The following is a 14,202-nucleotide window of genomic DNA, read 5'->3' on the forward strand; positions in this document are numbered from 1 at the left end:
GAGGCGCCTTTTTTATCATACTTTTTTTATATGTTTCTTCATATATTATATGTATTTTTATATACGTATGCAATATGCTATAATATCCCGGGCGGCAGTACAGACCGCCGCTCTCTCAAAAATTTGGATAAGCTGGTGAATACAGATGGAAAATAAGAAAAAGTACGAGACACCCCTTCACTATATGATGGCTTTTGTCGGAGGATTTTTCGGGGTCTATACGATCCTCAGCTTCTGCGATCTGTTTGGGAACGCGCAGACTGCCAATATGATCTACTTTGTGACAGATCTTCTGGGGCATGACTTCACCGACGCCTGCCTGCGCCTTGGCGGCGTCTTTCTCTTTGTAGCTGCCATCGCACTGACGGTCTGGCTTCCAAAGCACAGCCGGATCGATCTGCAGGTAGCCAGCCTGTTTCTGGACGCAGCTGCCGCGGTCATGGCCGGGCTGTTTCCTGCGGACATCCATCCGGTCCTGGCCCTCTACCCCTTCTTCTTCGCCACCGCCTTCCAGTGGAATAGCTTCAAGGGCGCTAAGGGATTTGCCAGCTCCACTCTGTTTTCCACCAACAACCTGAAGCAGTTCACAATGGCTGCCACGGAAGTGCTTTTAAATAAAGATAAAACCCACACGGTAAAGGCAAAGTTCTTTGGCTGTACTCTGCTCTTTTTCCATGTGGGTGTCGCTTGTTCCTTTGTAGCCAGATCTTTTATCGGCCCAAGAAGCATCTGGCTTGCACTGATGCCCCTTTCCATCTCCCTGTACACAGTCTGCCTGGCAAACGACTGGCTCCCTCTTTCTGTGACAGCCGGCGCAGAAGAAAGGGGATAGGCTCCCTCACACATAGAACTCCCGCCCACTGTCAAGGCACAGGCATGCCAGGCATCCCCCCTCTTCCCGGCACTCGTTTCCGGTGTCGATATCGATGTATTTTTTCCCGTGGAAGATGTTGGCCTGATGGTAATCTTCCAGAAAGATCGTAGGATAATGTCCTACGATTATTTTTTTGTCAAAACACAGTCCTGCAGGGATATAGTGAATATCATCGGAAAAGAGATATCTCTCCTGATCTGACTCCACTGCCGCCCTCACGGAGGCCTCGATATCCACTCTGATCTTATCCGGGCAAAGCACCGGAAAGTCCGCGTGGTAGCCGGAGTGGGTCAGAAAATACTCCTGCCCGGCAGCCTCCACCTTCCAGTACACAGGAAGTCCTCTCAGATAATCCAAAAGCTCTTCTTTCTCCTCCCGGGACAGAAGATCCACCTCCCGGCGTGTTCCCCCGCCCCCACATTTATCCCACAGTTCTCCGCTCACGGTACCTGCCAGATACCGTTCACAGAGATACTCATGATTGCCCTTGATCAGCAGCATATTGGGATTTTCTCTGACGAAAGCAAGCATGCGCAGATGCTCACACCCTTTATCCAGCACATCACCAAGTATGTACAGCTTATCAGGCGGTAAAAAGCCTATTTTTTTTAGCATCCTCCGAAAATGCGCAAGATCTCCGTGGATGTCACTCATTACGTACTGCATATTTGTCCTTCTATGTACTCCTCACTGTTTCATACTCATTTCAAATACTTTTTTCTGCAAATCTCTGGGAAGGAAAATCCGCCTTCTTTTCAGGTATCTGTAATGACAGAGTAGCTTATGGTTCACAAACTTCTCAAAATCCGGTTCCGGCCAGCATTCAAAAAACAGCTGGCTCATGTCAAGCACTGCCTCAAAGAAACGGATCGCATACGCCGTGTATTCTGACCTTTCTTCCTCCGTCATCTCTCCGCTCCCGGACCGGAGTACAACGGGCCATTTCTCAAGCGGACGGATCATATACTTCCGAAAATATTCCGCAAAATTTCTTTCAGCCTGGCTATACGCTTTCAAGACTTCATGTATATCCATACCCGCAATATAACTCATAACATCGCGGAAGACTCCTTCTCCTTCCGTGCCCTGCCTTCGTGTATTCCCCCTGTAGCACCAAAGCATAAGCATAAAAAGAAGAAACTCGTTGTAAAACATCAGGCTGTGCAGCCCCTGTCCAGCTCGGCCATCATACGTATACTCCGCCAGTTCAAGGCATTTTTTCTCAGTCTGACTATTTTTTCTTCCCCCCTGCGGAACCAGGGATACATGCCAGCCGCCTGTTCTCTGTCTTCTCCACATACATCAGCGTAGCTCCGGCCCTTTATTTTCCAGATAGTCTTTCTTCCCGCCCGCGGCTCTGCCGCTGGCCAGAAGCTGCTCGATCTGTCCGGCGCTCTGTTCAAATGTGTCATTGCGGATCGTAATCCCATGATAAAATTTAATTCCCCACCTGACCGGCGATAGCTGATAAAAACATCATATTTCACGGCTCTGCCCCTCCTCATCTTACTTTTCACGGTAACTTATTATACCATACGCAAAGGGAAAAGAACTACTCTGCCAATATCTGCAGATAGTCTTCCACTGTCTCCACCTGGTCACGGATACTGCGCTCCAAAATCTTTTTCCCTTTTTCTCTGTCTACAATGATATCCTGCCGTTTCGAGACGATCCCATTTCTGCTGATCTCCCTCACCGGATGCAGCTTCATAGCATGACGTCCCGCCGCTTGCCCCCCCAGAAGCTGCAGATCGTATACTCCCTCTTTGACTTCCGGATTTATGCTGGCATAGACAGATGTTTCAACCGAATCCGCATGTGCGCTGAAAACACCAAACAGTTCTTCCGCCAGTCTTCTTGAACTTTCACTGAACACATGAAGTACCATAAATTTGGTCCTTTTATACTTCATGTTTAAATGATGACATATAACCGCTGCCGCATCCTGGTTTCCGCCATGCCCATTGATAATGACCATCAGCCTGAGCTGTGTCTCATTTTCTGTATAAGAGGCAAGGATCTCTTCCAGAAACTGCATGGCTGCGGGATAAGAGATACTGACTGTGTCTGCAAATCCACTGTGTTCCTGCGCCATGCCAAACGGAAGGGCCGGCAGGCAAACCGCCTTGTATTGCGGGTGTCTCTCCGATATGGCCCTGCAGATCTGCTCCGCCTCATATACTGCTATTTCTGTATCTGTGTCTGCCGGGATCAGGGGGCCATGCTGTTCATGGCTCCCCCACGGCAGGAAAACTATCTTCTGCATACTTCTTCTCCTTCCAGATATGTGTTGAGCTTAGGCATCTGTTCATCGCAGAACAAAATATCATTTTTCTCGCAGATACCTTCATACTCGCACAGTTTTCGGTACATATCGTCGCAGCTGAGACGGCTTGTCCTTTCCTCTTTCAGGCCCAGCGCCTCTGCCATCTCCTTCAGCTCTCTCTCCTCTCCCTGCTTCAGTTCCAGCTCAACGACGTGCCCATAGGGAAACAGATCGGAAGCCACCTCCACACCTCCCATATAGAATGTTTCGCGGTTTCTCTCATAGGAGGAGACTCTGGGACACTTCAGCACCTGTTCCAGCAGCAGTATGACCGCATCAATCTCTTCCGCGCTGATCTGCGCTTCGATCTCTTTTTCTCTGTGGATCTGGTCGCCGGTCAGTTCGGGGATTCTCTGCTTCCAGGTAAGAAGCGCTCCGCCGGGTTCTGTAACTGCCGGAAAGATGTCCGCAGTGCCGGGCTTTACGGTACGGACGCGCAGGCGTCCGTCTACATCTTTGCTGTAAAAAGAATACTCTGGATTGGGATTATCATACATGACCGTCAGCTCGTGCACTGCGCGCCCTGTCCTGATATAGTCTTTCCAGTATCTTGCGCGTTCTTTGAACGCCTCGTATTCTCCGTCCGTCAATACAAACCGCATTTCTCTTTCAATTTTTTCACTCATCGTCTTTTCCTCCTATGAAACTTTCTGTAATCTGCATGTAAATCTGAGAAGCTCTGCCTCCAGACATCTGATCGTCTCTTCCTTTGCGTGCATGACCTGTTCCAGCCTTGCCTTCCCTTCCGCCGTTTCCAAAATCCCGGCGGCCTTTTCACACATGCGCAGCGCTCTCTCCGGCATCCTTTCCCTGCTGCCAAGAAGCGCGATCACCTGCTCCATCTCATCCTCTGCAAAGCAGTAGCCCTTCTCGATCCACTTGGTCAGGTACTCTCCCAAATTCTCCATATTCATCTCTGAAGTCAGGTCGATCCTGCCCTTCACATCGATCCCTTCTTCTTCAAGCGCCTTCAGCTTGCCGGGATTTCTGCTGATCACGCGGTAGGAATATTTCTCCAGACCGAGGTCGCAGAACAGGCTGGCGATCACATCGTACTCCCTCACGTCAATGACTGCGTGCCCCCGCAGGATCCTGGCCGCCTCCGCCTGCGTCTTCATTCCGATATATCTTCCACTTTGAAGACGTCCGTGCACCTGGAGCTGGAGCTCCTCCGCCTTATAGAACAGGCCGTTCCCCTGCGCTTCCTGGGGCATGTGTACGTATATTCCGCCGTTCTCTCCGATAAACTGCAGCGCTTTCTTCCGTTCATCTTCGCAGTTGCAGTGGGAATCACCGAACATTCCAAACATGCACTCTGATCCGAACCTGAGGCAGGGTGTCATTCTCCCGAAAAGATCTGTCCTCCTGATATCTTCCAGGCTCTCCACCTGCTCGTATGTCTTCTGGTCCGTCTTGATAAATGTCAGAAGCTCCGGGCGGGTAAACCCTGCCGGGGTCTTGTCCAGCTTTGTAACGATGGCCAGACAATTCCCCAGGTATTCGTTCTTTTCCATTTTGTATAATACATGTTTCATAGCGCTTCCTCCTTTTTTTATTTGATCTGATTTAAGGATAAACGCCCTTCGACATCCCCCCGTTCATTTTTTCAGAAATTACATCTTTTCAGAAATTTTATTTTTGTTCCAGATACCGGCAAGCCTCGCCTGCCACCTCTGCCGGATCCACCATGGAAGTCTCATAGTCTGCCACCTCGATAAAAAATACCATATCGGAAGACTCTATATAGCCTGCCAGCAGCTTATGTACTCCGTCCTGGTGCTCTGCACTTCCTGTCTTTGCCACTGTGATATCCCTGTGATACTCCTCTGCCGGATAGTATGCCCTGTAGGCATTCTGCCAGATCTGGCAGACTTCCCCCGCATTCTCCTGACTCACCATCTGTGTATATGCGGTCTTGTCTGTTTCAAGCAGGTGGGCTTCCGGGGCCCTGCCGTCGTGGACTACCGCGCTGACGATCCTGCACATATCCACGGGGCTGACCTGCGTCTGCCCCTGCCCGATCAGAGACCATGTGCTGGAAAAGCTGCCGCTCCCGTCAAAGTCTGTGGACGATCCCTGACAGATCAGGCCGTCTACATCTTTGGCCTCCGGCTCTCTGGAAAATCCCATGTTCTCCAGCATCTCCCATGACTTGTCGGCCTGCGGATCCAGAACCTGCAGGATCTGTTCTCCGTAGTAGATGTTGCAGGATACCCCCATAGCACTCTCTATGTCGTGTACGCCCCGCTGCGTGATACAGGTGATATCCCCTGCCGGCCTCTCGTACCTCCCGTCGCATCTCACCTTCTCATGCGCCAGATCCTCATCCAGTTCATTGAGGAGCAGCGTCGTCACGATCTTCATCGTGGAGCCGGGCGTGACAGACAAAAAGTTTTTATTGAGAAGGGCCCCCTCCGGGAGCCCTTCCACTCCATCCGGCACCGCTCCGGGAAGGGAAACGGCAGCACGTATCTTTCCCGTACCTGCCTCCATGAACAGGGCACTCCCGCTTCGGATCTGCCTGTCCTTCATATACTGATAAATGTCTTCATTCAATCCCCTGTCTATCGTGAGAACAACCGTCTCCCCTGTTCCCTCCAGGGAGTCCGCACCTTCCGCGGCCCGGTATTGTTCCGGGTGCAGCAGGCTGCCCTCCATTAACAGCGCGGCTGTATTCTCTGCATAAGGGACATCCTTCAGCTCCCCCACCAGGCTGTATGTGTCCCCATAGCCTCGAAATTCCCGGCTCCACAACACTTCTCCGTTGGTATCCACGATCTCTCCGGTACTCCCGGGAATATCGCCGGCCCACTCCATATACGCCTCTGTGGAGAGGCTTTCCACCGCCTCTCCTGCGCCGGCAAAAAGCCGCCCCGTTCCTGTGATAAGGATCGCTTCGAGAAGGATCGCCGCAGCCAGGATGATCCACTTTTTCTGATTTGTTTTACGTATCATATTCTTTCTCCTTTCTCAGTTTTTCAAATGCCGGACTAAAGCTGACAAGCACTCCTCCCCAGAGAAGAAAGGAGCTGATCATGTTGGAGCCGCCCTGGCTGATAAAGCTTGCGCATATTCCCGTAAACGGTAATATGTCCAGACCGCCGCCCATATGAAGGACATACTGTGCGAACAGGACCACCGCCGACAGAAGACCCATCATATAGTGAAAGGGCGACAAGACCGGAGTCCAGAGGAGCTGGACCAGAAGCAGGATCAGCAGACCCGCCAGCAGGATCAGCACCGGCACCCCGAAAATGGCCGTCAGCACGTTTACCCCAAAGTCTGTGGACGAGGATGTGACCCATGTGGCAGAGACTGTGTCACCTCCCGCCCCCATTCCCTTCAGCCCGCCCCGGACAATGGCCATCACAGGCTGGTAGTGCTGCCCTGTACCGCTATCCAGCGCATGGAAGCACTGGAAGAACCGGGCCCGCACATAGGGGACGCAGATCACCGAAGCCACTACCCCTATGGCGGCGGCCAGGAAGATCTCCGCGCTGACCATCCAGTCGTCAAAAAGAAAGTAGGAGGAGACGACAAGGAGGATCACAAGGACAGCTGCATTGCCCAGATCCCGGCAAGCGGCAAGCACAACCGCTGATCCGCCGCAGAGTGCCATATAGATGTATGACAGCCTGCGGTTGATCCGTATCTTATAACAGCACGCTGACAGGAGGATCACCGCCACCTTCAGACTCTCTCCTGGCTGTACTGTCACGCCGGCAAAGGAAAGCCAGGCGTAACTGCCGTTGATGCCGCCCCCGCTCACTACTCCTGCCAGAAGACAGAAAAGCTGTACGGCGATCAGAGCTGCCGTGCCGCCGATCACCCACCTTAGTTTCCTGTCGTCCAGCCTGACCCTGCACAGGAAATAATAGAGGATCATACAGAAAAATCCCGCCGCCGCAAAGAAAATATGTCTCTTCAGGTTTTCCCCGCCATTGTAGAAGGCCTGCAGGAGCATGCCGTGGTAGAGGAGCATGCCAAACACTGCCGCGCATCCGGCCAGGCCGGACCTCATATGTATGCCCCAGAGGACGACCGCCGTCTCCGCCAGGAGTGTCACGGCCAGGCCGGCAAGAAGAGGCCCTGCCGCCTGATACTTTTCCGGGGAATAGTATAAAACTCCTTCCACCTCCGTCCATTTGGCATAGGAAAGCTCGCCTCCTGTCCCGACCAGGATCACGGCAAGGCTCCCTACCTGGTACAGCGCGGTAAGGATATATACCGCCCACTCGATTCGTCTCATCCTCTTCATTCGTGGTACACCCCCCTGTAAAATGTGATCTGGTATGTTCCAAAGTTAATGTTCATGCCATGCAGAAGCTTCCTCTCAGAATCCCCCTCCAGCAGCACCTCCTCCGTCTGTCCGATCTTTGTCAGAACAGGGGTATCTGTCAGATTGCGGATATAGAACCATCCGTCCTCCCTCGCACACACCTGCACGTGGAGAGGCTTTATACCCCAAAGGCACCCTCTGTACTCCCCGCGATCCGCTCCCGGAATCCCCAGCTTCAGGTCCGCGTTCTTCCCTGTCCCGATGAAGATCTCTCCTGCCTCCACCTGATAGATCCGCCCGTCCGGCAGGATGAAACAGGCCGCGAAATGGCGCCTCACATATTCTTCTCTTCTTGCGTCGCTCTCCTGCCGGGCTGCCCAGAATAAAAATCCGAACATTCCGGCCAGCAGCAATATCTTTAAAATCATCCTTTCTCCCTCCTCTCGCGCCTCGCTCTGCGCACATCTTCCAGGATCTCTGTCAGCAGGAAGCAGACTGCAAACTGCAGGAGAAAGCAGAGAAAATCTCCCGACACATGAACTGTGTACTCTCTTGCCCCCACTTCCTGGATCTGGATCATAAAAGCAAGCCATGACAGCGAGGCGATCAGTCCGGCTACTTTCCCGGCCAGCAGGATATTCCCCCTTTTTTCTCTCCTCTTCTTCATGCTTACTGAAGTCTCCCGGCTGCCGCCCGGCGCGCTGGTGTTCCTGCTCTTCATCTCTCTTTTTGTCCCTGCATACCAGGACAGACAGTCCAGCACGCTTCTTCTGTCCCCTCCTGACCGGTCACAGCGCCTCCAGGCCTGTTTCCTGATCTCAGCCGCCCGGTAGCGCTCCCACAGAGCGTCAAGTTCCTTATCTTCCGCCCCGCGCACGACCTTGTCGCCTTCAAGGACAATTCTCCTGACCGCCTTTCCCCCCGCGTAGCCGCTCTGCTCCAGTCCGGCATATGTCTCGCGGTCCATTGCATTCAGTTCGTAGTTATTGCACTCCCTCATAGTCTTGGCATTTGTGTTCCAGGAGATATACTTTCTCATCTTAGGCGGAAACAGCTTCAGCGCTGCCATGACTGTCCCCTCCCTCTCTTCTCTGCCACCCGGAACGACATGAAGGACCTGGCATCTCCATCCTTCCCCTACATTGTCAAAAACAGCCTCAAAATACTGCTTCTGCACCTCTTCCGGCAGTTTCTTTTCTGCGGCAGGAGCGCCCTTCCCTGCCGTCTCCAGCCTCAGGGGACGGCGCGCTTCCTTTCCCATATCATCCGGTGTCACGCAGTGCCTCAAACGGGGGATCTTTCCAGGCTCCCGCAGCAGCTTGTCCGCCGCCTCGTCATCAAGGATATAGGCATGGACAAAGCTCTGTCCCCGCGCTTCTCTTTTGCTGCCTTCCGGAAGGAATGTCACAAACGAGAGCAGGTACTCTCCCTCCTCCGTCGGCATCCCGCGGATACTCGTCTCCCTCTGATCCGTGTTCAGCACTTTGTCCAGATATTTCCCGTATCGCATAGGATCGACCTCCGGATCACAAAAGATAAATCCATATCCCTTTCCATCACCTTGCTGCCCGTACATGCACTCTCTGATCTTCATAGCCTTCTCCCCTTCCTAAAACTCATATCTGTACAACCCCTGTCTGGCAAGGATATATTTTAAAGGATCATAGATATTCTCAGCCTTCTCCAGGTTCAGCGCTATTCCTCCGTCCTCCCGCGTTGTTCCCGAGGAGATAAGGAAGTAGCCCACGTCTTTTCTGTTCTCGCTGATCACGCTGGCTACTGCCGGGTGGATACTTCGGATAATGCTCTTGTCCAGGATCATTCTCTTCACCTTCTCATAGTAACCGGCTTCCGCCAGTTTCTTCTGCCGCTCGAAGTATCCGCCGGTTATGACCGGACGCCCGCGGACCATCAGAGGGCTGCTGCTGCATCTGTCCCGGAGCTTATCAGACTTGGTCATGGTAACAGCCACCGGAATCCGCCCCTTTGAGTATGTCATAAGGTTCGACAGCCACTCTCCATCGATCTCTGTCTCTTTGCTGCCATCGATCATGTACACGATTCCATCGCAGCGGTCCACTCTTGACATATGCCACTCATAGTCCGTGATCTGCTCGTCACCGCTCTGTGTCTCCAGCTCCCCCGGCGTGTCGATCAGGAGCAGCCTGGCCTCCTTATCCCCTCTCTCTCCTTTGATCTCCAGCACGGTGGTAAGCCCGTCTCTGGCCCCCATATTTGTGACCGTCTCCCGGGTGAGCGGCTGGGTCTCAACCCGCTCTGCCCCCAGGCACTGACACTTTAACAGGTTTCTCCCGTACACGCAGGCGTGCCTCCATGCCGTCTTCCCGGCGGATGGTCTCCCCACGACACCTACGATGTACGTGTCATAGTAACCCGACCATGCCGGCAGATATTCGATCCTGTTCTCCTGCTCCAGGCAGTGCGGGCAGATCCTCTTGCCGCTCCTTAAAGTAAACTCCCACTTTTCGCGGCCCCGTTCCGCCTCCACCTTAAACAGCATCGGAAGGCCCCGCATTTTCTCAGGCTTTTCCGTAATATGGATCTGATACGTCTTTTTATCCTCCTCACGGACCGGAAACACCTGATAATCTCCCAGGATATTGCGGACCGCCTTCACAATAAGATTGAGCTGCGGAATATAGTACCACCACTCATCCACCGGCCTCAGACAATTCGTACACACTGCTTTTCCATATTTGATCATTGTTTTCTACTCCTCTCTGTTACATGTAAGCGATATAAATACCGCCAGTTTCCATGGCCTGCCCTTTTTCCAGAACCCGTCTCTGCTCCTGGGGCATGATCACCGTCATCTGTCGGGTTTTCCCGTCATACAGGATCTGCATCTGTTCTGTGATATGCCACAGTCTGACCTTCGCCATATCCTCACAGAATTCCCTGTTTCCGGAGATGATCCTGCACAGCGCCATCTGTTCCGCCTCCTGCACCATATCTCTGTCGCACCGCAGGAAACAGGACCGCAGACGCTCTTTGATCTTCCAGAAAAGCGGTGTGATATCTCCGCTGTATCCTCCCCCGCTCCTGAACGAGCGATAGGGTCTTTTCCGCTTTTTTGTCTCGTAGATCCGCCCCTTCAGGAGGATCTGAAACCGCACTGCAATGAACAGCAGTACGGAAGGCGCCCCTGTCAGAAAGTAAATGAAAGGATACCACTCCAGGCTCCAGAACCACTGGCACAGCGGGCGCAGCACAATACCGGGCACTCCGTTATAAATATATGTCACGATCCATCCGTACACAGTCTCCGTGTACGGCATGCCGCTCTGCCTCAAAAACGCAGGCACGTAGTGGAACAACGCTGCGATCAGCAGGATGTGTGAAATCTTTCTCAGCACTCTGTTATTTTTCTGCCGTTTTCTCTTTTTCATCTGTCCTCATCTCCTTTGCAATCCTTTTTAAGCAGGATCAGAATACTGTATCAAAAACAGACTCTGATCGTCTTTTTCCTCCTGTCTCCTCAATACCTCTTCCACATTCTCCATCTTCTGGACCAGCACCTGTCTGGCCAGATCTGTAAGTTCTCTCTCCCTATAGAACCGGGCCATGGCTCCATCCGTCATCATGCCGACCCGCTCAGGCCTGTCAATGACTCCTGTCCGGAAATGTCTCTCCATGTTCTGGCTCGTGGTGGCAAAGGTATACTTTGGCGTGATCCCATGCCGGGGATGGGAGACGACCTGCACCTGTCCGTCCTGCGTCTGAAAGATCAGCCCGTCTCCTATGTGTATCCATCTGATCTTCCCGGTGTCCCTTTGAGCGGCCAGCATCATCAGGGTGGAGGCAAACTCTTCCCTGTCTGCTCCCGCCTGCTCTGACAGATCACGGATCGTATCTCGCAGCAGGTCAATGCACCTTCTCTTTACTTTCTCATCTGACCACAGCTCTTCGTCCGGCATCCCCGCCAGGCAGCTACCCAGCGCCTCCTGGACCTTCCTCGCCCCCTGCACAGCGTATTTTTTCTTCGTCACTCCGTCTGACAGGGAAAATACCTGCCTGTCCCCGCTGATCAGGGTGTATTCTACATCTTTGCATTCTCTCCTCTCCTTTCCCTGGCTGATATAGCAGGAAATCTCATACTGTCGCATCTGTCTGTTCTTCAAATCTCTCTCTCCTCTCTGGTTTGATCTTTACATCATCACTTTATCCCACCCCTGCACCAACTCCCCTCCGTTTTTTCAAAAGGCAGCAAAAATGCCGCACGTGAGTTCTTTTTCTCACGTGCGGCATCATTTTTTGCCTCTGCTTTTTACTTTTCCTTCCTAAAAACCCCTCAGTATCTCAGGGATATGCGCGATCAGTACTCCGTCCGTCTCCTTGTAGTCGTGGAAATGTCTGTACTCCTGGTACACGGACACACCCTCGTACAGATCAGCAAAGTATCTGCACATCTCCTCATCCTGCTGCTCCTCTATATCCCTGCGCGCGTCCTCCATCACCTGTTTCCACTCCCCGGAGAATGGCCCGCGCTCTTCCCGGATATGCGCAAGCAGCCTTTTCACCCTGATCCAGCTCTCCGGCATCTCATCGCCCTGCATGGCAAAGCCGGCTTCTATCTCACTCACCCTGTGCCGCATGACCTGCTCCTTATTTTGACACAGCACGCCAGCTCTTGCATGAAGCCACACAGAGACCTGGTCCAGATGATCCAGTTCTGTATCTTCCTTCCGTATCTTCTCCATTTCCTTACTCCACTGCTCACCGGGAATTCCCCTGAGGGCACAGCCCTCCCCGCGTTCACAGTCCACCATACAGGGATGCCGCTTTCTTCCCGCATCCTTATACCCGGTCTGGCGGCCATACTTGATCCTCTCCAAACCAAAACGGTCGTAAGCATCCCAGCCTCTGGCCGCCATGCTGGCCATCCATCTGCGGTGTTCCAGAAAAAGCAGTTCTCTATAAAGAGGGGTATCCTCCCCTCCGTCAAGCACTCGCTTCTCAAACAGATCCGCCGCTCTTGCCTCATTCTCCTCGTGAAGGCCACAGTAAAACAGCTTACAGTCCAGGTGCATGGCATTTTCTATCGACGACTGATAACGGTAAATGTTTCTGCAGAAGCTGTCGAATCTGGCGCTGTCCTTCCCGCTTGGTATTCCCTCATACGCCTGATCAATGAGGAAGGCCTGCTTGATCAGCTTTATATAGAATTCCTCGTCCACCTGACTCCTGCTCCGCCCGAAGGAGCACAGCACAGCATTCCCTTCTCTTCTCTCCTCATTCTTTTCCGCACAGCAGCCGATAAATACCTGTTCTTCTCTGCCTGACGCCAGCCTGTCGGCCAGCTCTCCTACTCGCATCCTGTTTCTCTCCATGTTCCTGTCGGCCAGAAGATAGTAGCGGACCGGATCCCCCAGTCCCTCCTCTTCTTTCTCAAGAAACCGTCGCCATGTCAGAAAATCCACCTCTGCCAGAGGAGAGTACAAAAGTCCGTATTTCCCCGTCTCGTTATTTCTGTCCAGAACAGCCATCTTCTCCAACGCCGGCATTTCCTTCTTCTTCTCTCTCTTCCTGTATTCCGGATTCTCGCAGGTGAGATAGATATGCAGCCTCTTATCCAGCATCTGCCCACAGCATCCGAACACGGCCCGAAAGGCGGCGTCAGCGATCTCCCCCTCCCCGTCTATGAGGACTGACACTGTATCGCCTTCGCCCATGTATCTGTAGATTGGAAATCTGTGGAACAGGCAGAACAGATTTTTCTGGATCGCCGCTTTCGCCAGCTCTGTCTCCACCGGCAGGGCCCTCTCTATGATCCTCTGGAGCTGTTCCTCCATCTCGGACGCGGACCTGTATCTGTGCGCCGGATGATTGCTCAGCGTCCTCTTAAAAAACTGCCCCAGCAGCTCTCCCAGCTCCTCTTTCACATCGCCGTATTCCTCCAGATACTCCTCCAGGAAAAATCTTGCCATGGACACCCTCTCCATAGCTGTGACTTCCTTTCTACAGAGTCTCCTGTATATCATGGCGCCTACAGAATAGTAGTCAGACGCCTCGCGGATCAGATCTCTTCTCCCCCGCTGCACCTCCGGTGCCGCCGTCTTTTCCGAGTATCCGTACACTGCACCGCCTCGTATCTCCTCTTTGCTGACAATGTTGTCAAAATCGATAAACTTTATATAATCTCTTGTCTGCGGAAGAATAAAAATATTTTCCTCCTTGATATCCAGATGCAGATACCCGAGTCTGTGATACCTGTCCACTGCCCTGACTACCGCAAGCCCCACTGCGCATAACTCCGCCAGAGTCTCCTCGCCCACATTGCTGTAGCAGAGCCCCTCGTCGTAGGACATGAACCAGTAAATGGACGCTCCCGCCGTATAGAGTTCCCCGTAATTGGGCATCTCGTTGCGGCTCTTCGGATCACGCACATGAATGTCCCGCATGTGCTCATAGCCCCGGAGGAATCTTGTCCTCAGCTTTTGTTCCGCCTCTCCTTCCCTACAGGAAGGATTTCTTGTCAGGACCGCACCTTCCCTTACAAAAAGCATCTCTTCCACGCCTTCAGAGGCCGGATAGAATTCCTTCAGCCTCCCGGTCATCCCATTGGGGCACAGCACATCGTACACAAGGCATAGGCTTCCCTCTCCGATAAGGTCAAGGATCTGAAATGTCTCTTTTATATTTTTGTCCTTCCCGCACAGCTCCAGAAGCTGACCGCTCTTTAGTTTCTCTCTTGCCATCTGT

At 52.7% G+C, this 14,202-nt stretch carries 14 protein-coding genes; 1 reads left to right on the forward strand and 13 read right to left on the reverse strand.

Annotated elements, in window-relative coordinates; translation table 11 throughout:
- Positions 1-145 precede the first annotated feature (145 nt).
- Positions 146-832 carry a YoaK family protein gene (locus INF30_RS04320; RefSeq protein WP_076780670.1) on the forward strand — a complete coding sequence of 229 codons (687 nt, stop codon included), beginning with the start codon at positions 146-148 and terminating at the stop codon, positions 830-832.
- Positions 833-838: 6 nt separating this feature from the next.
- On the opposite strand, the gene INF30_RS04325 is transcribed toward INF30_RS04320, so the two are convergent.
- The 13 genes from INF30_RS04325 to INF30_RS04385 form a co-directional block, all read right to left on the reverse strand.
- A complete protein-coding gene (locus tag INF30_RS04325) occupies positions 839-1,540 on the reverse strand; it encodes a metallophosphoesterase (protein WP_076780668.1) in 702 nt (233 codons plus the stop codon).
- 21 nt (positions 1,541-1,561) lie between these two features.
- Positions 1,562-1,927, reverse strand: coding sequence for a hypothetical protein (locus INF30_RS04330; RefSeq protein ID WP_226394344.1), 366 nt, complete (start codon positions 1,925-1,927; stop codon positions 1,562-1,564).
- Between the two features lie 499 nt (positions 1,928-2,426).
- On the reverse strand, positions 2,427-3,140 hold the full coding sequence (locus tag INF30_RS04335) for a creatininase family protein (RefSeq protein ID WP_226394345.1): 714 nt from the start codon (positions 3,138-3,140) through the stop codon (positions 2,427-2,429).
- Positions 3,128-3,826, reverse strand: a complete 699-nt coding sequence (locus INF30_RS04340; protein WP_226394346.1) for a CYTH domain-containing protein — start codon at positions 3,824-3,826, stop codon at positions 3,128-3,130. Before INF30_RS04340 ends, INF30_RS04335 begins: the two co-directional genes overlap by 13 nt.
- A gap of 12 nt (positions 3,827-3,838) precedes the next feature.
- Positions 3,839-4,735, reverse strand: coding sequence for a GTP cyclohydrolase II (locus tag INF30_RS04345; protein ID WP_076780658.1), 897 nt, complete (start codon positions 4,733-4,735; stop codon positions 3,839-3,841).
- Positions 4,736-4,832: 97 nt separating this feature from the next.
- Entirely contained in the window at positions 4,833-6,155 is a 1,323-nt protein-coding gene (locus INF30_RS04350) for a penicillin-binding transpeptidase domain-containing protein (RefSeq protein WP_226394347.1), read from the reverse strand.
- Complete coding sequence (locus INF30_RS04355; protein WP_226394348.1) at positions 6,145-7,458, reverse strand: FtsW/RodA/SpoVE family cell cycle protein; 1,314 nt, start codon at positions 7,456-7,458, stop codon at positions 6,145-6,147. Before INF30_RS04355 ends, INF30_RS04350 begins: the two co-directional genes overlap by 11 nt.
- Positions 7,455-7,907 (reverse strand): FHA domain-containing protein, encoded by a 453-nt coding sequence (locus INF30_RS04360; protein WP_226394349.1) that lies wholly within the window; start codon positions 7,905-7,907, stop codon positions 7,455-7,457. The genes INF30_RS04355 and INF30_RS04360 overlap by 4 nt, the downstream gene beginning before the upstream one ends.
- Positions 7,904-9,073 (reverse strand): hypothetical protein, encoded by a 1,170-nt coding sequence (locus tag INF30_RS04365; protein ID WP_226394350.1) that lies wholly within the window; start codon positions 9,071-9,073, stop codon positions 7,904-7,906. Before INF30_RS04365 ends, INF30_RS04360 begins: the two co-directional genes overlap by 4 nt.
- A 15-nt stretch (positions 9,074-9,088) precedes the next feature.
- The gene (locus tag INF30_RS04370; protein ID WP_226394351.1) at positions 9,089-10,204 is read right to left on the reverse strand and encodes a GTPase domain-containing protein; all 1,116 of its coding nucleotides are present in this window, start codon (positions 10,202-10,204) and stop codon (positions 9,089-9,091) included.
- A 19-nt stretch (positions 10,205-10,223) separates the two neighbouring features.
- Positions 10,224-10,889 (reverse strand): hypothetical protein, encoded by a 666-nt coding sequence (locus INF30_RS04375; RefSeq protein ID WP_076780647.1) that lies wholly within the window; start codon positions 10,887-10,889, stop codon positions 10,224-10,226.
- Positions 10,890-10,916: 27 nt separating this feature from the next.
- The gene (locus INF30_RS04380; RefSeq protein ID WP_226394352.1) at positions 10,917-11,621 is read right to left on the reverse strand and encodes a protein phosphatase 2C domain-containing protein; all 705 of its coding nucleotides are present in this window, start codon (positions 11,619-11,621) and stop codon (positions 10,917-10,919) included.
- A gap of 159 nt (positions 11,622-11,780) precedes the next feature.
- Positions 11,781-14,198 (reverse strand): protein kinase domain-containing protein, encoded by a 2,418-nt coding sequence (locus INF30_RS04385; protein ID WP_226394353.1) that lies wholly within the window; start codon positions 14,196-14,198, stop codon positions 11,781-11,783.
- Between the last annotated feature and the right edge of the window lie 4 nt (positions 14,199-14,202).

Origin of the sequence: Claveliimonas monacensis, assembly GCF_014982975.1 — a bacterium.
In the GTDB taxonomy this organism is placed as follows: domain Bacteria; phylum Bacillota; class Clostridia; order Lachnospirales; family Lachnospiraceae; genus Claveliimonas; species Claveliimonas monacensis.

Bases quoted from the DNA above. Each gene is read 5' to 3' on its own strand.
- INF30_RS04385 (WP_226394353.1), bottom strand. From the start codon at position 14,198: ATGGCAAGAGAGAAACTAAAGAGCGGTCAGCTTCTGGAGCTGTGCGGG.
- INF30_RS04320 (WP_076780670.1), top strand. From the start codon at position 146: ATGGAAAATAAGAAAAAGTACGAGACACCCCTTCACTATATGATGGCT.
- INF30_RS04375 (WP_076780647.1), bottom strand. From the start codon at position 10,889: ATGAAAAAGAGAAAACGGCAGAAAAATAACAGAGTGCTGAGAAAGATT.
- INF30_RS04325 (WP_076780668.1), bottom strand. From the start codon at position 1,540: ATGCAGTACGTAATGAGTGACATCCACGGAGATCTTGCGCATTTTCGG.
- INF30_RS04335 (WP_226394345.1), bottom strand. From the start codon at position 3,140: ATGCAGAAGATAGTTTTCCTGCCGTGGGGGAGCCATGAACAGCATGGC.
- INF30_RS04350 (WP_226394347.1), bottom strand. From the start codon at position 6,155: ATGATACGTAAAACAAATCAGAAAAAGTGGATCATCCTGGCTGCGGCG.
- INF30_RS04330 (WP_226394344.1), bottom strand. From the start codon at position 1,927: ATGAGTTATATTGCGGGTATGGATATACATGAAGTCTTGAAAGCGTAT.
- INF30_RS04340 (WP_226394346.1), bottom strand. From the start codon at position 3,826: ATGAGTGAAAAAATTGAAAGAGAAATGCGGTTTGTATTGACGGACGGA.
- INF30_RS04370 (WP_226394351.1), bottom strand. From the start codon at position 10,204: ATGATCAAATATGGAAAAGCAGTGTGTACGAATTGTCTGAGGCCGGTG.
- INF30_RS04365 (WP_226394350.1), bottom strand. From the start codon at position 9,073: ATGAAGATCAGAGAGTGCATGTACGGGCAGCAAGGTGATGGAAAGGGA.
- INF30_RS04360 (WP_226394349.1), bottom strand. From the start codon at position 7,907: ATGATTTTAAAGATATTGCTGCTGGCCGGAATGTTCGGATTTTTATTC.
- INF30_RS04345 (WP_076780658.1), bottom strand. From the start codon at position 4,735: ATGAAACATGTATTATACAAAATGGAAAAGAACGAATACCTGGGGAAT.
- INF30_RS04355 (WP_226394348.1), bottom strand. From the start codon at position 7,458: ATGAAGAGGATGAGACGAATCGAGTGGGCGGTATATATCCTTACCGCG.